Source organism: Mesorhizobium sp. M0491 (assembly GCF_040321265.1).
Classification (GTDB): Bacteria; Pseudomonadota; Alphaproteobacteria; order Rhizobiales; family Rhizobiaceae; genus Mesorhizobium.
On the sequence record NZ_JAMYRE010000003.1, the window covers coordinates 328053 to 344444 of the forward strand.

Here is a 16392-nt window from a genome sequence, read left to right on the forward strand (position 1 = left end):
TCAGTTACCCAACGCTACCTTCCAGCGAAATACCGATCAGCTTCTGCGCTTCGACCGCGAATTCCATCGGCAGTTGCTGGATGACGTCCTTGACGAAGCCGTTGACGATCAGCGCGATCGCTTCCTCTTCGGGAATGCCGCGCTGCATGACGTAGAATTTCTGGTCCTCGGAAATCTTCGACGTCGTCGCTTCGTGCTCGAACTGCGCCGTCGAATTCTTGGCTTCCATGTAGGGCACGGTGTGCGCGCCGCACTGGTCGCCGATCAGCAGACTGTCGCAGTTGGTGAAGTTGCGGGCGTTGGTCGCCTTGCGATGCGCCGAGACCTGGCCGCGATAGGTGTTCTGCGAGAAGCCGGCGGCGATGCCCTTGGAGATGATGCGGCTCGACGTGTTCTTGCCGAGATGGATCATCTTGGTGCCGCTGTCGACCTGCTGATAGCCGTTCGACACGGCGATCGAATAGAACTCGCCTTGGGAATCGTCGCCGCGCAGGATGCAGCTCGGATATTTCCAGGTGATCGCCGAGCCGGTCTCGACCTGCGTCCACGAAATCTTGGAGCGGTCGCCACGGCAGTCGCCGCGCTTGGTGACGAAGTTGTAGATGCCGCCCTTGCCCTCGGCGTCGCCGGGATACCAGTTCTGCACCGTCGAATATTTGATCTCGGCATCGTCGAGCGCCACCAGTTCGACCACCGCGGCGTGCAACTGGTTCTCGTCGCGCTGCGGCGCCGTGCAGCCCTCGAGATAGGAGACGTAGGCCCTCTCCTCGGCGATGATCAGCGTGCGCTCGAACTGGCCGGTGTTCTTCTCGTTCATGCGGAAATAGGTCGACAGCTCCATCGGGCAGCGCACGCCCTTGGGCACGAAGACGAACGAGCCGTCGGTGAAGACAGCCGAATTCAGCGTGGCGTAGTAATTGTCGGAGGTCGGCACGACCGAGCCGAGATACTTTTTCACCAGTTCCGGATGCTCGCGGATGGCTTCCGAGATCGAACAGAAAATGACGCCGGCCTGCGCCAGCTCCTTCTTGAAAGTGGTGACGACCGAGACGGAATCGAACACGGCGTCGACAGCGACGCGGCCCGACTTGTAGACGTTATCGCTGACCTCCTCGAGCTCCGAGGCATCGGTCTTCTGCACACCGGCAAGGATTTCCTGCTCCCGCAGCGGAATGCCGAGCTTTTCGTAGACCTTCAAGAGTTCGGGATCGACATCGCTGAGCGAGGTCGGGCCGGGCGTGCTCTTGGGCGCCGCATAGAAATAGATGTCCTGGAAATCGATCTTCGGATAGTGGACGCGCGCCCAGGTCGGCTCGTCAAGCGTCAGCCAGCGGCGATACGCTTCCAGACGCCATTCCAGCATCCAGGACGGCTCGTCCTTCTTGGCCGAAATGAAACGGATGATGTCTTCGCTGAGGCCCTTGGGGGCCTTGTCCATCGCGATTTCGGTCTGGAATCCGTATTTGTATTGGTCGACGTCGATCTTTCGGACCCGATCGATCGTGTCCTGCACAGCAGGCATATGCGTTCTCCATCCACGCCGGGGTCAAGGCCCGACAGTTTTCAAACTATGGCACCGCCAAAACCGAACCCCAAGAGGTGCTCGCGGCGGCGTAAGTTTAATATAGTGCGCTTCGACCGGGAATTCACCCGGCCAGCATGAAACGCACGGCTCTACCAGGCCGAAAGGCCCAAATTCGTCCAACCGCTACGCGGCCCGTTCTCTATCCGCCCTACGTGCGGCAATACCCGCAAGCGCGGTGCGGAAAAGCTCAACGTCTTCCGCGCCGGTCGCCGGTCCGATGGACACCCGCAAGGCGCCGAGACTGTCGCCGTATCCCATGGCTTTCAGCACATGGCTCGGTCCGACCTTGCCAGACGAACAGGCAGAGCCGGCCGACAGCGCCACACCGGCCAGATCGAAGGCGATCTGCGCGGTTTCGGCTTTGACGCCCGCAATAGCGAAGAATGCCGTATTGGCAAGCCTTGGCGCACCGGTTCCGAAGATTTCCGCGTCCGGCACCAGCGTTTTCACGATGGCCTCGATCTCGTCGCGGCGCCGGCGCACCGCATCCATGGCCGGCAATCCGGCAAGGGCCTCGCGGGCGGCCGCGCCAAAACCGGCAATGGCAGCGAGGTTTTCAGTGCCGCCGCGATGGCCCTTTTCCTGGCCACCGCCAGTGACCAGCGGCTTCGGCATCATCAGATCCGAAGCCGCGACCATGGCGCCGACGCCCTTGGGACCGCCGATCTTGTGCGAGGACAGAATCAGATAATCGGCGTAACCAGCTGATAGATCGATCGAAACACGCCCGGCGGCCTGCACGGTGTCGACAATGAGGATACCGCCCGCCGCCTTGACAATCCCGGCGATGCGATCGATCGGCTGGATGACGCCGGTTTCGTTGTTGGCGGTGTGGATGGCGACCAGCGGCAGGCCTTCGCTCTTGTCATGACCGCCGAGCACCGATGCCAAGGCGCCGAGATCGGCGATGCCGTTGGCGTCGACACCGATCCGGGTAACCTGCGCTGCCGGGAAGTGTCCGCCATTCAACAGGCAGGGATGATCGGCCTCGGACACGTAAAGCCGGCTCATGCGCACGGTGCCGCGCCCCATCCGCCAGTCTGGTGACAGCAGCGTCGAGGCTGCTTCCGTCGCACCGGAGGTGAACACGATATGCTCCGCCTTGGCGTTGACGAGCGCCGCCACGTCACGCCTGGCGGTCTCGATCAGGCGGCGGGCCGCACGCCCCTCGGCGTGAACCGATGACGGATTGGCGGCGACGTCAAGCGCCGCGACCATAGCCTCGCGGGCCGCGGCAAGCAGCGGCGCACTGGCATTATAATCGAGATAGGCGCGTTTTGCGGCCATTTTCGTCCGTCAAGTCCCGTCAGAAGCCATTCCGATGTCGTATGGCGTTATTTCCTTGAAATTCCAAGGCGAGCCGTCCTATTTACGCGGCTTGCGGCGCGGGTGGCCGGGCTCGATGTCTTGCCACCCAGTTTTGAACAATTCTAAACTAGCTTCTAAGAAGACGCTCGCCCTGCGTCAAGGCCAGAGGAAACGTTCCAGGCACCGCGCGTTCGTATTACCAAGTGGAGTATTTTATGCCTGAGGTCATTTTCACCGGTCCTGCCGGCCGCCTGGAGGGTCGCTATCAGCCTTCCAAGGAAAAAAGCGCGCCGATTGCCATCGTCCTGCACCCGCATCCGCAATTCGGCGGCACGATGAACAACAAGATCGTCTACGACCTCTTCTACATGTTCCAGAAGCGGGATTTCACCACGCTGCGCTTCAATTTCCGCGGCATCGGCCGCAGTCAGGGCGAATTCGACCACGGCACCGGCGAGTTGTCGGATGCCGCCGCGGCGCTGGATTGGGTGCAGTCGCTGCATCCCGATTCCAAGAGCTGCTGGGTCGCCGGCTACTCCTTCGGCTCCTGGATCGGGATGCAGCTTCTGATGCGCCGGCCGGAGATCGAAGGCTTCATCTCGATCGCGCCGCAGCCCAACACCTATGATTTCTCGTTCCTGGCGCCCTGCCCGTCATCGGGCCTGATCATCCATGGCGATGCCGACAAGGTGGCGCCGCCGAAGGATGTGCAGGGCCTGGTCGACAAGCTGCACACGCAGAAGGGCATCACCATCACGCAAAAGACGTTGCCCGGCGCCAACCATTTCTTCGCCAACGATGCCGACCTGCTGCTCGAGGAATGCGCCGACTATCTCGACCGCCGGCTGGCCGGCGAATTGTCGGATCCGCGTCCGAAGCGGCTGAGATAAACAAGAAAAGAACGGACGGCGATGTACGAGCCTCCTCATTTCAGGGAAACGCGGCCGGAAATCCTGCACGGGCTGATCCGGACGCATCCGCTGGGCCTGTTGATTTCCAACGGGTCCGATGGGCCGGTCGCCAACGCTGTCCCGTTCCTGCTCGACGCGGAAATCGGGCCTAACGGCAGGCTGCGCGCCCATCTGGCGCGGGCCAACCCGCAATGGCGCCTGCTGGCCGACAATCCGGCTTCACCGGTATTGATCGTCTTCCAGGGCAGCGATGCCTATGTGACGCCGTCCTGGTACGAGACCAAGCGCGAGACCGGCAAGGTGGTGCCGACCTGGAATTATGCCATCGTGCAGGTTCGCGGCACAGTCAAGGTGATGGATGACCAGGATTGGCTGGCGCAGCAGATCGCCGATCTGACGGCGTCGCAGGAAGGCGCTCGCCAAGCGCCCTGGGCAGTGACCGACGCGCCGGAGCCGTTCATCCAGTCGCAGATCAAAGCCATTATCGGGCTGGAAATCGAGATCAGCGAAATCCACGGCAAGTGGAAGGTCAGCCAGAACCGGCCTGTGGCCGATCGCGTCGGCGTTGCCCAAGGGCTGGAAAGCGAAGACCACCAGTCGCCCGGCATGGCCGGCCTAGTCAGATCCTATGGCGGGCTGGACGGCAACTGAACTTCGGATGCTCAGGCAGCCTTCCTTGTCGGTCCGATCAGCCAAAACGTTGTCTTGCGGACCGGCAGTCCCGAAGGCATCGGCCGGAAGATGAAGCCGAGCCGGGCAAAGACCAGCCCGCAGGCCAGCGCGAAACCGCAGCCAAGGCCGAAGCCGGCGACGGTGTCGCTGGGATAGTGCGCGCCAACGAAGATACGGGTCGAGGCGATGCAGGCAGTGATCGCCAGGGCGATGTACCAGCGCCGCGGAAACAACAGCAAAGCGACCCCGAACACTGCGCCCATCGTCGTACCATGGCCGGATGGAAAGCCGGCGAAGCGCGCATCGAAAGCGAAGGGGTGCAGGGTAAGCACGCCAAAGTCCTCGTAATAGAGCGGGCGAGCCCGGCCAATCGCATATTTCAGCACATTGACGGCGATTCCCGACAGGCCGGTGGCGCACAGCACCAGAAAAGCCAGGCAGGTCCAGTTGTAGAGGAGCATCAGCGAGCGCCGGGAGAGGCTTCGCCAATCCGTCAGGTTCGCGGCGACAAGCAGAAGCGCCGACGGAATGAGATACCAGCCACCCAGGCCGAACTGGGTGAAAAAGTCGGCAGTCCGGGCAAATCCCGCCGACCACTTGCCGTGAAGCATTCCGGCCGGAGTGTCGAGACGAACAAACGCTGCCGCCGTCAGCAAAATCCAGACCAGCACCCAGACCGACCACAAAACGTTCGGGTATCTGGCCGGACGGGTGGCAAGGCGGCTTTTGGCGATCTGCATCGTATCGCGAAAATTGTCGAGCGACCGGCGCCCTACCCCAAGGAGCAGGCTCGAAACGGGCGGGCGTGATTTCACCAGCATAGGAAATTCGACCCCATTGTTGCCGTCATGGGCATCGGCGAGCCGTCACTGGGTTACACGATAGAGGCCGAGCGACAGCTTGTCTCCCGATGAATAGTTGAGGCCGTCGACCTCGGCAACGCGGTTCGCCGACTTGCCTTGCGCCGCCAGCAGCCCATTCAGTTTCTGCTCGTCGCCGACCTGCGCCAGCGCCAGGGCGCAGGCAGGATCGCCGAGCAGATGCTTGGCGACGCCATCGACATCGGTCAGGACGGTCTTGGTGCCGACCAGGAACACCAGGCTCGGCTCGTGATATTCCGCCGAAGCGAGCACCGTGGTGTCGCAAGGCCTGTTGGCCTGGAACGCCGCCTCGATCGCCGGGCTCAGCCAGATCGGCTTCAGCGAAGGCGCGATGACGCCGAACAACAGCCCATAGGTGATGCCCGCGCAAGCCGCGACGGCGCCGATGCGAGGAAGCGGAACCTGCAACTCCCGCGAGAAGGCAAGGTAGCCCGCCCCCAGTGCTGCCGCGGCGGCCGGAATGCTCCACCAGGAGAAGGTGCCGGTGAGGTAGATCGGCGCTCCGACGCAGACCGCCGCCAGGCCAAGGCTGACCACGGCAAGACCGAATGCGGTCGACCACCACAACCAATCCTGCCAGCGCCTGAGCGGCGCATTCGCCTCCTGCGGCGGCAAGGTCAGCAGCCAGCCGATCAGCAGCGCCATGCCGGGATAGGCCGGCAGGACATAGTGCGGCAGCTTGGTCGGGATCAGCTCGAACACCAGCCAGAACGGAATGTACCAGGCCAGGCAGAAACGCAACCGCGGATCGTCGCGCAGACGGTTGAGGGCCTGCAGCCCGGCGCCGACCGCGATCAGACCGAACGGCCACATGAACAAGGAATAGGTCAGCATGTAGAAGCCCGGCGGCAGGCCGTGCGATTCCTCGCCCGAGGCGACCTTGGCCATCATGTCCTTGCCGACGGCATCACTGAGAAAGGCGCCGCCGCTCTTCCAGGTGATGAGGGCCACCCAGGGCAACACGATGAGCACCACCAGAGCGACACCGCGCACGAGCTTCAGCTTCAGGAGCCAGCGCCAGTCGCGCTCGAAGGCAAACAGGGCGGCGACCGTCAGCACCGACAGGAGCGGAGCCACCGGCCCCTTGATAAGGATTCCGAGGCCTTGAGCCGCCCAGAAGATCCACGGCAAATGGGCGGCCACCGGTTCGTTGCGGCGCGATGCCAGATAAATCTGGGCGAGCGCGCCTTGCGCCGCCACGCAGCAGGCCAGCAGCATGGCGTCGGTCTTGGCGTCACGGCCCTCGAAGGCTGTGGCGAAGATAGCCGCCATTATCAGGCCGGCGGCGAGACCGGCATTGGCCCCGAACAGCTTGGTGCCTGTCCAGGCAATGCCGACGACGGCCAAGGCAATGCCAAGCATGGAGACGAGGCGGTAGACCCAGATCGGCGCCGCCGCCCCCTCGCCGCTCAGCGCCACGGCCGCCGATTGCAGCCAGTAGATGCCGATCGGCTTCTTGTAGCGCGAGGCATCCTGAAAACGGATGTCGACATAGTCGGAGGTTTCGACCATCTGCTTGGTGGCCTGGACAAAACGGGATTCGTCCCGGTCGACGGGTGGAAGGCTCGCCAGTCCGCTGAATGTCATCAGCACGCTGAACAGAAAGAGAAAGAGATAGTTCCTGTTCATCGCGGAGCTTTCCGGATCTGATCTGCGGGATGGCCCCGTCGCGGCGCCTCAGGCCCTGCCCCTGCGCGGCGCCTCAATACGCCAGCCCAAACGACGAAGCAAGGATTCGCAAACGCCATCCGCGCGGGCACCAAAACAGGAAACCGCTTTTGCTGATCGCTGGACCTTTGTCTGGCGCGCGATCAGACGCAAAACCGGAAACCACTTTTGCTGATCGCGCTTGGATGCTAAACGCCCGCGTTCATGCACATCCGAGCCACAGCGGCCGGGCGCTTTCGGGAAAGAAACAATGTCCGCCTTCAAATCCGATTTCCTGCGCACGATGAGCGAGCGCGGTTTCATCCACCAGACTTCGGATGATGCCAGCCTCGACAATATCTTCGCCAAGGAGACGGTGACGGCCTATATCGGCTTCGACGCCACCGCCAAGAGCCTGCACGCCGGCTCGCTGATCCAGATCATGATGCTGCACTGGCTGCAGCAGACGGGTCATCGGCCGATCGCGTTGATGGGCGGCGGCACCTCGATGATCGGCGACCCGTCCTTCAAGGACGAGGCGCGCAAGCTTTTGACCCCGCAGGACATCGAAGACAATCTAGCCGGCATCCGCCGCAACTTCATGCCCTACCTCAAATTCGGCAGCGGTCCGAACGACGCCATTATGGTCAACAACGCCGACTGGCTGATGGAGATCAACTACGTCAATTTCCTCCGCGATGTCGGCCGTCACTTTTCCGTCAACCGCATGCTGGCGTTCGATTCCGTCAAGTTGCGGCTCGATCGCGAGCAGTCGCTGTCGTTCCTCGAATTCAACTACATGATCCTGCAGGCCTATGATTTCGTCGAGCTCTACAAGCGTCTCGGCTGCCGCCTGCAGATGGGCGGCTCCGACCAGTGGGGCAATATCATCAACGGCATCGATCTCGGCCGCCGCATGGAGGATGCGCAGCTCTATGCGCTGACGACGCCGCTGCTCACCACCTCGTCGGGCGCCAAGATGGGCAAGTCGGCTTCGGGCGCGGTCTGGCTCGATGCGGAGATGCTGAGCCCCTACGAATTCTGGCAGTACTGGCGCAACACCGAGGATGCCGACGTCGCCCGCTTCCTGAAGCTCTACACGACGCTGCCGCTGGACGAGGTGGCGCGGCTCGAACAGCTCGGCGGATCCGAGATCAATGAGGCCAAGAAGATCCTCGCCACCGAGATCACCGCCCTGCTGCACGGCCGTGCAGCCGCCGAGCAAGCCAGCGATACGGCGCGCAAGACGTTCGAGGAAGGCGCGCTCGCGGAGTCGCTACCGACCGTCGAGGTCGACAAAACGGCGCTTGAAACCGGCGTCGGTATCCTGTCGCTGCTGGTCACTGCCGGACTGGCGGCATCGAACGGCGAAGCGCGGCGGCATGTGCAGGGCGGTGCCGTGCGCCTGAACGACGAGCCGGTGAGCGACGAGCGCCGCCTGGTGACATCAAAGGATTTGAGTCCGGAAAACATCGCAAAGCTGTCTTTGGGAAAGAAAAAACACATTCTGGTGCGGCCAGTCTGAACTCGATCACCGGTACTCGAAGATCGACCTGAATATTCCAGGCGCGATCACCGACAGCGGATTGATGTCCAGCAGCGGCTTGTTGGCATTGCCCTTGAGCCGGTAAGTGACACCGATCAGGCCACGGTCGCGACCATTGCCGAGCAGCGCGCCAACGATGGGCAGTTCGCCGAAGATGCGATTGAGGCCATAGACCGGCATGAACGTGCCGGTCATGTCCATGTTGTTGTTCTGGTCGTAGAGCGTGCCCTGGAACGTCGTCCCGATGCGCGGTCCGCGCAGCACGCCATTGGCCAGTTTCAGATAGCCGCTGCCCTTGTCGATCTCGGCGTAGCCGCGTTCGAACTTCACCCGCGATGTGTCCAGCTTGCCCTTGACCGCCTGATTGAGGCTGCGGTTGTCGCCGGCCGGCGTGGTCGAGACGATGGAGGCGAGTTTCGGTTCGTTGACGACGAAAAAGTTGCTGGTGTCGACCTTGCCCTTGAGCGATCCGTCGCTCGGCCCGGCCAGTGCGAGCGTGATCGCGCCGCCTTCCATATGCTCGTAGATGTTGAGGAATCTCAGAATGGCGCCGGCGTCGGCGGACTGCATGTTGAGCGTGCGCCGGCCGGCGCCGGTGGTGTTGCTGATTGATATGGCCGCACCTGAACTGGCCGTGGCGCTGACGTTCAGCCCGTTCACCCGCGAGCCGGCCGCGCTGTAGTCGAGCTTCAGATTGGACAATTGCTCGTCGTGGAAACCGGTCAGCCGGTCGACATCGGCGCTGACGGAAATGGCATCGGAACCGGTGGTCTTGGTAGCCGTGTCGACGTCCGAAGTGAACTGCTTGATGAGCGAGCGGGCATCGAGCGCGTTGCCCGATATGTCGACCGCATAGCCCTTGCCGGACCGCTTCACCGACACGGCAACGTCGTCGCCCCTGTTCAAGGTGACCTTGCTGAACCGCGCCGACGACAAGGCGCCATTGACCAGCACGATGCTGCCGTCGACGGAGAACGTCTTTCCGTCGAGGTCGAAATCGGACAGCGTCATGGTCTCGCCGGACCTGGTCATGACGAAGGTGACCTTGGCGGGGACCCCTGCCCCCTTGCTCCAGCCCGCCCAGGGAATGTCCAGCCTGGCGTTGGTCAGGTCGGCCGAGACGTTCTGGTCGCCGCTGCCGTTCTTGTCGATCGCCACCTTTACCGTTCCGGCAAGCAGCGGCTTCAGGCCGGGCATGGCGGCGGCGCGGATCTTGTCGTCAAGCACCAGAGCCACCTTGCGGCTGCGCGCCGGCCCGTCATCCCTGAGCGGCTCTACCAGATCGAGTTCGGCCGGAATGCCGTTCAGCAATGCCTTGGCGGAGATCACCGCCTTCTCCGGATCGACCGTGATCGAACCGTCGGCATCCGTCACGATCTGGCCCTCGAAGGGCTTGGCCAAGGACATACCGGTGTAGTCGAGCGACACCAGCCAATCGAGCTTCGAACTGTCGACGCCCGACTGCAGCGGAATATCAGCCTTGACGTGGCCGGTGACGCTGCCCGACAGGTCTTCCGGCAGAATGCCGACATGGCGCATGGCGTTGATCGGCTCGTAGGATGCGAGTTCGGCGACGGCCGACGCTTCGCCGTCGACGTCGATATCGAGCGCGCCGACGACCGGCGGGCGGTTGGCCGCCTTGACCGTCAGCGTGCCGTTGCTGGCCGCCACGGTGCGGCCGCTGGGCATGTAGACGGTGCCCGAGGACAGGGAGATATCGACATCGTTGCCGTGGAAACCGACGACACCGACCGCGTCGCGTATCGGCGGGATGCGGCCGGCGGTGTCGAAGCGCGATCCCTCGATCTGGAAGCGGCCGAACACCTCATCGGCCGAAAGCGGCACGCCGTTGCCAAGCCGGTCCGGCACAACCTGGAACTGAAGGTTGGCGTCGACGACACGGCCGCCGAACAGATTGGCCAGCACCCACAGCCGGGCATTGCGCGCCGAAAACCACGGCCATAGCTGCTTGACGTGAGAGACCTGCATGTCGTGGATGTTGAACGCCAGATTGATCCCCGGCACTTTGCCGTCGACGAACGCCACGGCGGCGGTGCCAAGCATCTCGCCGGAGCCGGCGGACCGGAGCGCGATCTGCTCGGCGACCAGTTTGTGGCTCACCGTATTGTAGACCCCGGCAATCCGGGCGAGGAAGGTGAGCGCCGGCTCGGGCGACTCCGAAGGCGCAAGCGACGACCCGTCGCTGGTCAGGTCGTAGCGATAGGAGGGTTCTTCACCCACCGCTCCGCTTGCCGGCTTCGGCCCGATCGACCCGGCGAAATCGAATGTCGAGCGGCCGGTCTTCAGCAGCAATCTGTCGACCTGGATCTTGTTGCTGCCCGCAACCAGCGTCGCATTGATATCGACGTCCGCCGGCAGCAGTCCTCGCGTGCCGAGATCAAGGACAGAACCCGTCGACGACAAAGCGGCCGTCAGCCGCGATGCGTTCGCGCCGAACCCTTCCGATCCCGTCAGCTTCAGCGCGACGGTTCCCAGCTTGCCGGCAGCGGCCGCCATGTCGCCGGTATCGGCCAGATCGACGCTCGCATCCAGTGCCGTGACGCGGTGCGCCGCGATATCGCGGGAGGCGGAAGCGGCAACGGTAGCCGTCCTGCCGTCGATGTCCGCCGTGGACGAGAACTGCATGCCGCCCGGGCCTGACTGCACGACGGTGGCGTCGGTGAGCTTGACGAGCTTGATCGCTCCGGTTTCGGGCAGCACGAATTCGACATTGCGAAGGTCGATCCGGCGCAGCGAATCCTCCCGCACGGCATCGAGTGCGTGGTTGATGTTTCCGAACACCGCGGCGGACAGCTTCTCCGGATCGATGAGGCCGTCCGCATTGCGCAGGCCGGCGGTCCAGTCGCCGCCGGACGGCATCGCAGCCACGACGATGCGGGCATCCGAGATCCTGGCGCTGGTCAGCCGCACATCCCCCCACAGCAGCGGGAACAGACGCACGCCGAAGCGCACGCGGCCGGCATCGGCCATCGGCTTGCCGTCCGATGTCTTCAAGCTGACGTCGCTGACCTGAAGCGCGATGAAACTCGAACCGTCGAGCGTGATGCGGGCAGGCCCGACCGCGACATTGACATCGACGCCCGCCAGTTTCTCGAGCGCCGTTTCCGCCTCGGTGCGAAGCCGGTCGGCTCCGATGCCGGAGGCGCCAACCAGATAAACGAGCATGGCGGCCAGCAGCACGAAAGCGACCAGACCTGCGAACAGTCGCGACAGGATGCGAAAACCGCGTCCGATCGACGCCTGACCGAGCGGCGGCACACGGCAGGCGGACGGAAAGGTCCCCAGGTCGGTGATCTCATCACGCCTGAACCGGATCTTCTCGTGCTGCGGTCGCTCCTGATCCACGCAATTTTCCGTTGTACGAACTCGATCGTGGACGAATCCCCGTCCGACACTATATCGGTGTGGCTTCGCGCGTAACCTCAAACAAGGGCATCGGTATGGCTGACCTCGACGTAGGCGATCTCGCGCCGCAATTCGACCTGCCGCGGGACGGCGGCGGATCAGTCAGCCTTGCCGCATCGTCCGGCAAGCCCATCGTGCTCTATTTCTATCCGCAGGACGACACAACAAGCTGCACGCAGGAGGCGATCAGCTTCTCGCAGCTGAAGCCGGAGTTCGAGAAGGCCGGCGCCGTGGTGATCGGCCTGTCGCCCGACCCCGTCAAGAAGCACGACAAGTTCAAGTCGAAGTACAATCTGACCATCGACCTCGCCGCCGACGAGGAGCGCAAGGTGATCGAAGCCTACCATCTGTGGGTCGAGAAATCGATGTATGGCCGCAAGTATATGGGGGTCGAGCGCGCGACGTTCCTGATCGGCCGCGACGGGCGGATCGCCAGGATTTGGCGCAAGGTCCGCGTCAAGGGCCATGCGGAAGAGGTGCTTGAGGCCGTTCGTGCGCTTTGAGATTTTACCGGCGAGGCCGGCCCGGTTTCCCTTACAACCTTGCGCACGCCTGGCGGGCAACCGCTGCGGACAAGTCGGCGCTGCAAGCCTTTGTTAACCTTAATAATGTGTAGTCAAGCTGTCGTGGTGTCGTAAACGAAAGCTTGGTCCCGTGAACGCAACCGGTCAGTCCGCAGTATTCGGCAGACGTAAGGAGCCCCATACGGTCATCATCGCCCGGGGCAACGAGATCAGGCATTTTACGATCCGACCGTGGCTGGCGGCCTTTATCGGCTCGGCGCTGGCCGCCATTGCCATAGGCTACCTCATGGCCACCTCCTATCTCGTGCTGCGCGACGATTTGATCGGCGCCACCACGGCGCGTCAGGCGCGCATGCAGCAAGCATATGAAGATCGCATTTCGGCGCTTCGCGCCCAGGTCGACCGCATCACCAGCCGGCAGTTGCTCGACCAGCAACTGATGGAAACCAAGGTCAGCGAACTGCTTGAACGGCAGAGCCAGCTGAGCCAGCGTCACGGCCGCCTTGGCCCGCTGCTCGAACGCGCCGAGAGCGAAGTCGGCGCAGCGCCGGCCGAATATCCGGCAGCGGTTGCGAAGCCGGACAAACGCGCCGAAGTGACCGGCAGCATCAAGGAGCCCGCGCGCAATTATGCGGTCGCCAGCCTGAGCGCCGATCCCGGGGCCGGCGACACAAGGCCGTTCTCGCTGTGGTCGACCCGCTCCGATCCGCTGCCCAACGATTCAGCCGCCGATCGTGCCGACAAGCTCTTCGTCTCGATCAACCAATCGCTGAGATCCATCGAGAGCGATCAACTGACCCGCATAAGCACGCTTGCCGACAATGCCTACAAGAGCGCCGATGCCATCACCCAGGCGCTCGAGGCGGCCGGACTGCCCGTCGACAGCGACTTCGGCAAGGGCGACAGCGATGTCGGCGGACCGCTCATCCCGGTCGACAGTTCGATGATGTTCGACAGCAAGGTCAAGGAGTTGGACGAAGCGCTTGACGCGCTCGACCATCTCAAGAAGGAAGCGCGCCAACTGCCGCTGACCAACCCCGCGCCGGGCCACTCCGTCACCAGCCCGTTCGGCGTGCGCACCGACCCGATCCTCGGCACCGCAGCACTGCATTCCGGCATGGATTTCAGGGCGCCGATCGGCATGGCCGCCAAGGTCACCGCGCCCGGCACCGTCACCAGGGCCGGCTGGAACGGCGGCTATGGCCGCATGGTGGAAGTCGACCACGGCAATGGTTTTGCGACACGTTACGGGCATCTCAGCGAGATCGACGTCACCGTCGGCGAGAAACTGGACGCCGGCGCCGTCATCGGCAAGACCGGCAGCAGCGGCCGCTCGACCGGCCCGCATCTGCACTACGAAGTCCGCCACAATGGCGAAGCGATCGATCCCTTGCGCTTCCTCACGGTCGGCAAGAAGGTCGCCCAGTATCTGTAAGCGATCCTGGGCTCCTGCCCCATGCGCCGATGACCATCATGATGGCTGACTAAGGCGCTTCCATCGACAGAAACGCCGTCGCTGCCGCAACCAGGGTGGCCGCGCCGACCTTCAACGCGGCCTCGTCGACACGAAACCGGGCGTGATGGAGCGGAAAGACCGATCCGATCGCCTCGTTTCGGATTCCCAGCCGAAAATAGACCGAAGGACGTTTCTCGCTGTAGTAGCCAAAGTCGTCCGCGATCGTCCATCCGGGCGTGTTGAGGACGTTGTCGGCACCGATGCAGGCCTTGGCGCTGGCGGCAATCAGTTCAGTCATCTCGACATCGTTGACAACCCCCGGTTCGCCCTTGTGGATGTCGACCTCGACACGCGCGCCGTGGCTGGTCGCTACCCCATCGGCTATCGTACGAATGCGGCGCCAGGCACGCTCGCGGGTTGCATCGCTGCCGCTGCGGATGGTGCCTTTCAACGTGACCTTGCCGGCGGTGACATTGTAGGCGTTGCCGCCGTTGATGGCCGTCACGGAAATCACCAGCGGATCGTACGGGTCGATCTCGCGCGAAACGATCTTCTGCAATTCGCTCACCAGGGAGCAAGCCACGGCCAACGCATCGACACCCTCATGCGGTTTTGCCGCGTGTGACGCCGAGCCGATGACGGCCACATCGAAAGTGTCGCAGGCCAGAGTGTAGGGACCGGAGCCGACGGCGATCTTGCCGGTCGGTGTGTACGGATCGACGTGGACGCAGATGGCGGCGTCGATATCGTCGAGAAGCCCCTCTTCCACCACCCGCCTGCCGCCCGACGGTTCGTCCTCCTCCGCCGGCTGGAAGATCAGGCGAACGGTACCGCCAAAACTGTCCCGCGACTGGTGGAGATGCGCGGCGACCGCGAAAGCCATCGATGCATGGGCGTCGTGGCCGCAGGCATGCATCACGCCTGGATTCGTCGATGCATACTCGACGCCGGACTCCTCCTCGATCGGCAAGGCATCGATGTCGGCGCGAATGGCGACCTTTCGATTTGACGGCTTGCCGGTGCCGACAATATCGACGGCAAGGCCAAAGCCGGCGACGTCGCGAATGTCGGCAATGCCCTGATCCACCAGCATCTGCCTGAGATAACGCTGCGTGCCGGCCTCTTGGTTCGAGAGCTCGGGATTGCGGTGCAGATGGCGGCGGACCTCGATCATCCGATCGAGAATTCCGGCGGCGATATCGGTCGTCACGGTTTTCGCAACACCACCCGCCGTGGCCGAACCCTCAGGATTTGACATGGATCTCTCGCGGGAACTTCGTCAGGGTCTCATGGCCGGTTTCGGTGACCAGGATGGTCTCGCTGATCTCGATGCCCCAGCCGTCCATCCACATGCCGAGGATGGAATGAACGACATTGCCCGGTTCAAGCACGGTCTTGTCGCCCGGCCTGAGGCTGATCGTGTGCTCGCCCCAATCCGGCGGATAGGCAACCCCGATGGAGTAGCCGATGCGCGATTCCTTCTTCAGTCCGTAGCGCTGGATGACCTTGCGCCAGGCGGCTTCGACGGCTTCGGCTGATGTTCCCGGCCTGACCGCGTCGAGCACCGCATCCATGCCCTCGATCACCGCTTTTGCCGTGTCCGAAACATTTGTCGGCGTCTTGCCAAGCTGCATGGTCCTGGCGAGGCCGGCGGCATAGCGGCGGCAGACGCCGGCAAGTTCCAGCGCGATCGTCTCGTTTTCCCCGAACCGCCTGTCGCTCCACATGATGTGCGGCGCCGAGGCATTCTCGCCACCGAGGATTGTCGGTGGAAGCGCGGTGATGTCGCCGGCAAAATCCGGGCTGCCCGCAATCTGCGCCGCCTGGATGGCGGCGATGGCATCGCATTCGCGAACACCCGGCGCAATCACCTCGAAGGTCCGCGTGACGGCCGCTTCGGCCAGGGTCGATGCCTTGCGCAAATACGCGATCTCGGGCGCCGATTTGACCGCGCGGATCCAGTTCACCAGCAGGTCGGCATCGTGCCATTTTGCGTTGGGAAGTCCGGCGACAAGCCGGGCGTGCGCCTTGGGGGAGAAATAATAGGCTTCGAGTTCGATGCCGATATGTCTGCTCCCCCAGCCCCTGGCGACGATCCAGTTTGCGATCCAGTCCATCGGATGGCGATCGACGCGCTGAACATGGTCTTCCGGGAAGCCAACCACGTTTTCCGGCTTCATCCAGGCTGTCAGAAGACCGCCGGCCGCATCCATGGCGCGCCCGATCCAGACCGGCTCGACCTCTTCGATTGGCACGAGCACGACCTGGGGCGTATAGAACGACCAGCCATCATAGCCGGTGATGTAATGCTGGTTGGCAACGTCGTTGACAACAAGGAGCTCGAGACCGCGCTTGGCCATCTCGGTGCGGATTTTTCGTAGCCGCTGTTGGTACTCGTCGCGGGCAAACGGCAATTCGATCATCTTTGCTCCATGC

Annotated in this window: 13 protein-coding genes; 5 read left to right on the forward strand and 8 right to left on the reverse strand. The window is 63.2% G+C overall.

Features of this window, described 5'->3' with window-relative positions; all coding sequences use genetic code 11:
* Nucleotides 1-4 precede the first annotated feature (4 nt).
* Together sufB and NKI69_RS05585 are read right to left on the reverse strand one after the other, a co-directional pair.
* Nucleotides 5-1522, reverse strand: a complete 1518-nt coding sequence (gene sufB, locus NKI69_RS05580; RefSeq protein WP_352673843.1) for a Fe-S cluster assembly protein SufB — start codon at nt 1520-1522, stop codon at nt 5-7.
* Nucleotides 1523-1708: 186 nt separating this feature from the next.
* A complete protein-coding gene (locus tag NKI69_RS05585) occupies nt 1709-2872 on the reverse strand; it encodes a cysteine desulfurase family protein (RefSeq protein ID WP_352610550.1) in 1164 nt (387 codons plus the stop codon).
* A gap of 236 nt (nt 2873-3108) precedes the next feature.
* On the opposite strand from NKI69_RS05585, the gene NKI69_RS05590 reads away from it, so the two are divergent.
* Complete coding sequence (locus NKI69_RS05590) at nt 3109-3783, forward strand: alpha/beta hydrolase (protein WP_023669128.1); 675 nt, start codon at nt 3109-3111, stop codon at nt 3781-3783.
* Between the two features lie 21 nt (nt 3784-3804).
* Nucleotides 3805-4455, forward strand: a complete 651-nt coding sequence (locus NKI69_RS05595) for an FMN-binding negative transcriptional regulator (protein ID WP_352720375.1) — start codon at nt 3805-3807, stop codon at nt 4453-4455.
* 11 nt (nt 4456-4466) lie between these two features.
* Here the strand turns inward: NKI69_RS05595 and NKI69_RS05600 are convergent, their stop codons facing one another.
* From NKI69_RS05600 to NKI69_RS05610, 3 genes are read right to left on the reverse strand one after another with little or no spacing between them, the layout of a single operon-like run.
* Entirely contained in the window at nt 4467-5297 is an 831-nt protein-coding gene (locus NKI69_RS05600) for a phosphatase PAP2 family protein (RefSeq protein WP_352610549.1), read from the reverse strand.
* Between the two features lie 45 nt (nt 5298-5342).
* Nucleotides 5343-6986 carry an ArnT family glycosyltransferase gene (locus NKI69_RS05605; protein WP_352720377.1) on the reverse strand — a complete coding sequence of 548 codons (1644 nt, stop codon included), beginning with the start codon at nt 6984-6986 and terminating at the stop codon, nt 5343-5345.
* 48 nt (nt 6987-7034) lie between these two features.
* Nucleotides 7035-7289 carry a hypothetical protein gene (locus NKI69_RS05610; RefSeq protein ID WP_155930568.1) on the reverse strand — a complete coding sequence of 85 codons (255 nt, stop codon included), beginning with the start codon at nt 7287-7289 and terminating at the stop codon, nt 7035-7037.
* Here NKI69_RS05610 and tyrS point away from each other — a divergent pair.
* Entirely contained in the window at nt 7276-8529 is a 1254-nt protein-coding gene (tyrS, locus tag NKI69_RS05615) for a tyrosine--tRNA ligase (RefSeq protein ID WP_352720379.1), read from the forward strand. The two genes, NKI69_RS05610 and tyrS, sit on opposite strands and share 14 nt — an antisense overlap.
* A 6-nt stretch (nt 8530-8535) precedes the next feature.
* Here tyrS and NKI69_RS05620 read toward each other — a convergent pair whose 3' ends face one another.
* Complete coding sequence (locus tag NKI69_RS05620; RefSeq protein WP_352720381.1) at nt 8536-11916, reverse strand: hypothetical protein; 3381 nt, start codon at nt 11914-11916, stop codon at nt 8536-8538.
* A 95-nt stretch (nt 11917-12011) separates the two neighbouring features.
* Here NKI69_RS05620 and NKI69_RS05625 point away from each other — a divergent pair, with 95 nt between their 5' ends.
* Together NKI69_RS05625 and NKI69_RS05630 are read left to right on the forward strand one after the other, a co-directional pair.
* The gene (locus NKI69_RS05625; protein WP_023810305.1) at nt 12012-12479 is read left to right on the forward strand and encodes a peroxiredoxin; all 468 of its coding nucleotides are present in this window, start codon (nt 12012-12014) and stop codon (nt 12477-12479) included.
* Nucleotides 12480-12630: 151 nt separating this feature from the next.
* Nucleotides 12631-13935, forward strand: coding sequence for a M23 family metallopeptidase (locus tag NKI69_RS05630; RefSeq protein WP_352720383.1), 1305 nt, complete (start codon nt 12631-12633; stop codon nt 13933-13935).
* Nucleotides 13936-13984: 49 nt separating this feature from the next.
* On the opposite strand, the gene NKI69_RS05635 is transcribed toward NKI69_RS05630, so the two are convergent.
* Nucleotides 13985-15214: a M20 metallopeptidase family protein gene (locus NKI69_RS05635; protein ID WP_031212928.1), complete on the reverse strand. Its 1230-nt coding sequence runs from the start codon at nt 15212-15214 to the stop codon at nt 13985-13987.
* Complete coding sequence (locus NKI69_RS05640; RefSeq protein WP_023810302.1) at nt 15201-16379, reverse strand: M24 family metallopeptidase; 1179 nt, start codon at nt 16377-16379, stop codon at nt 15201-15203. Before NKI69_RS05640 ends, NKI69_RS05635 begins: the two co-directional genes overlap by 14 nt.
* Nucleotides 16380-16392: the final 13 nt, after the last annotated feature.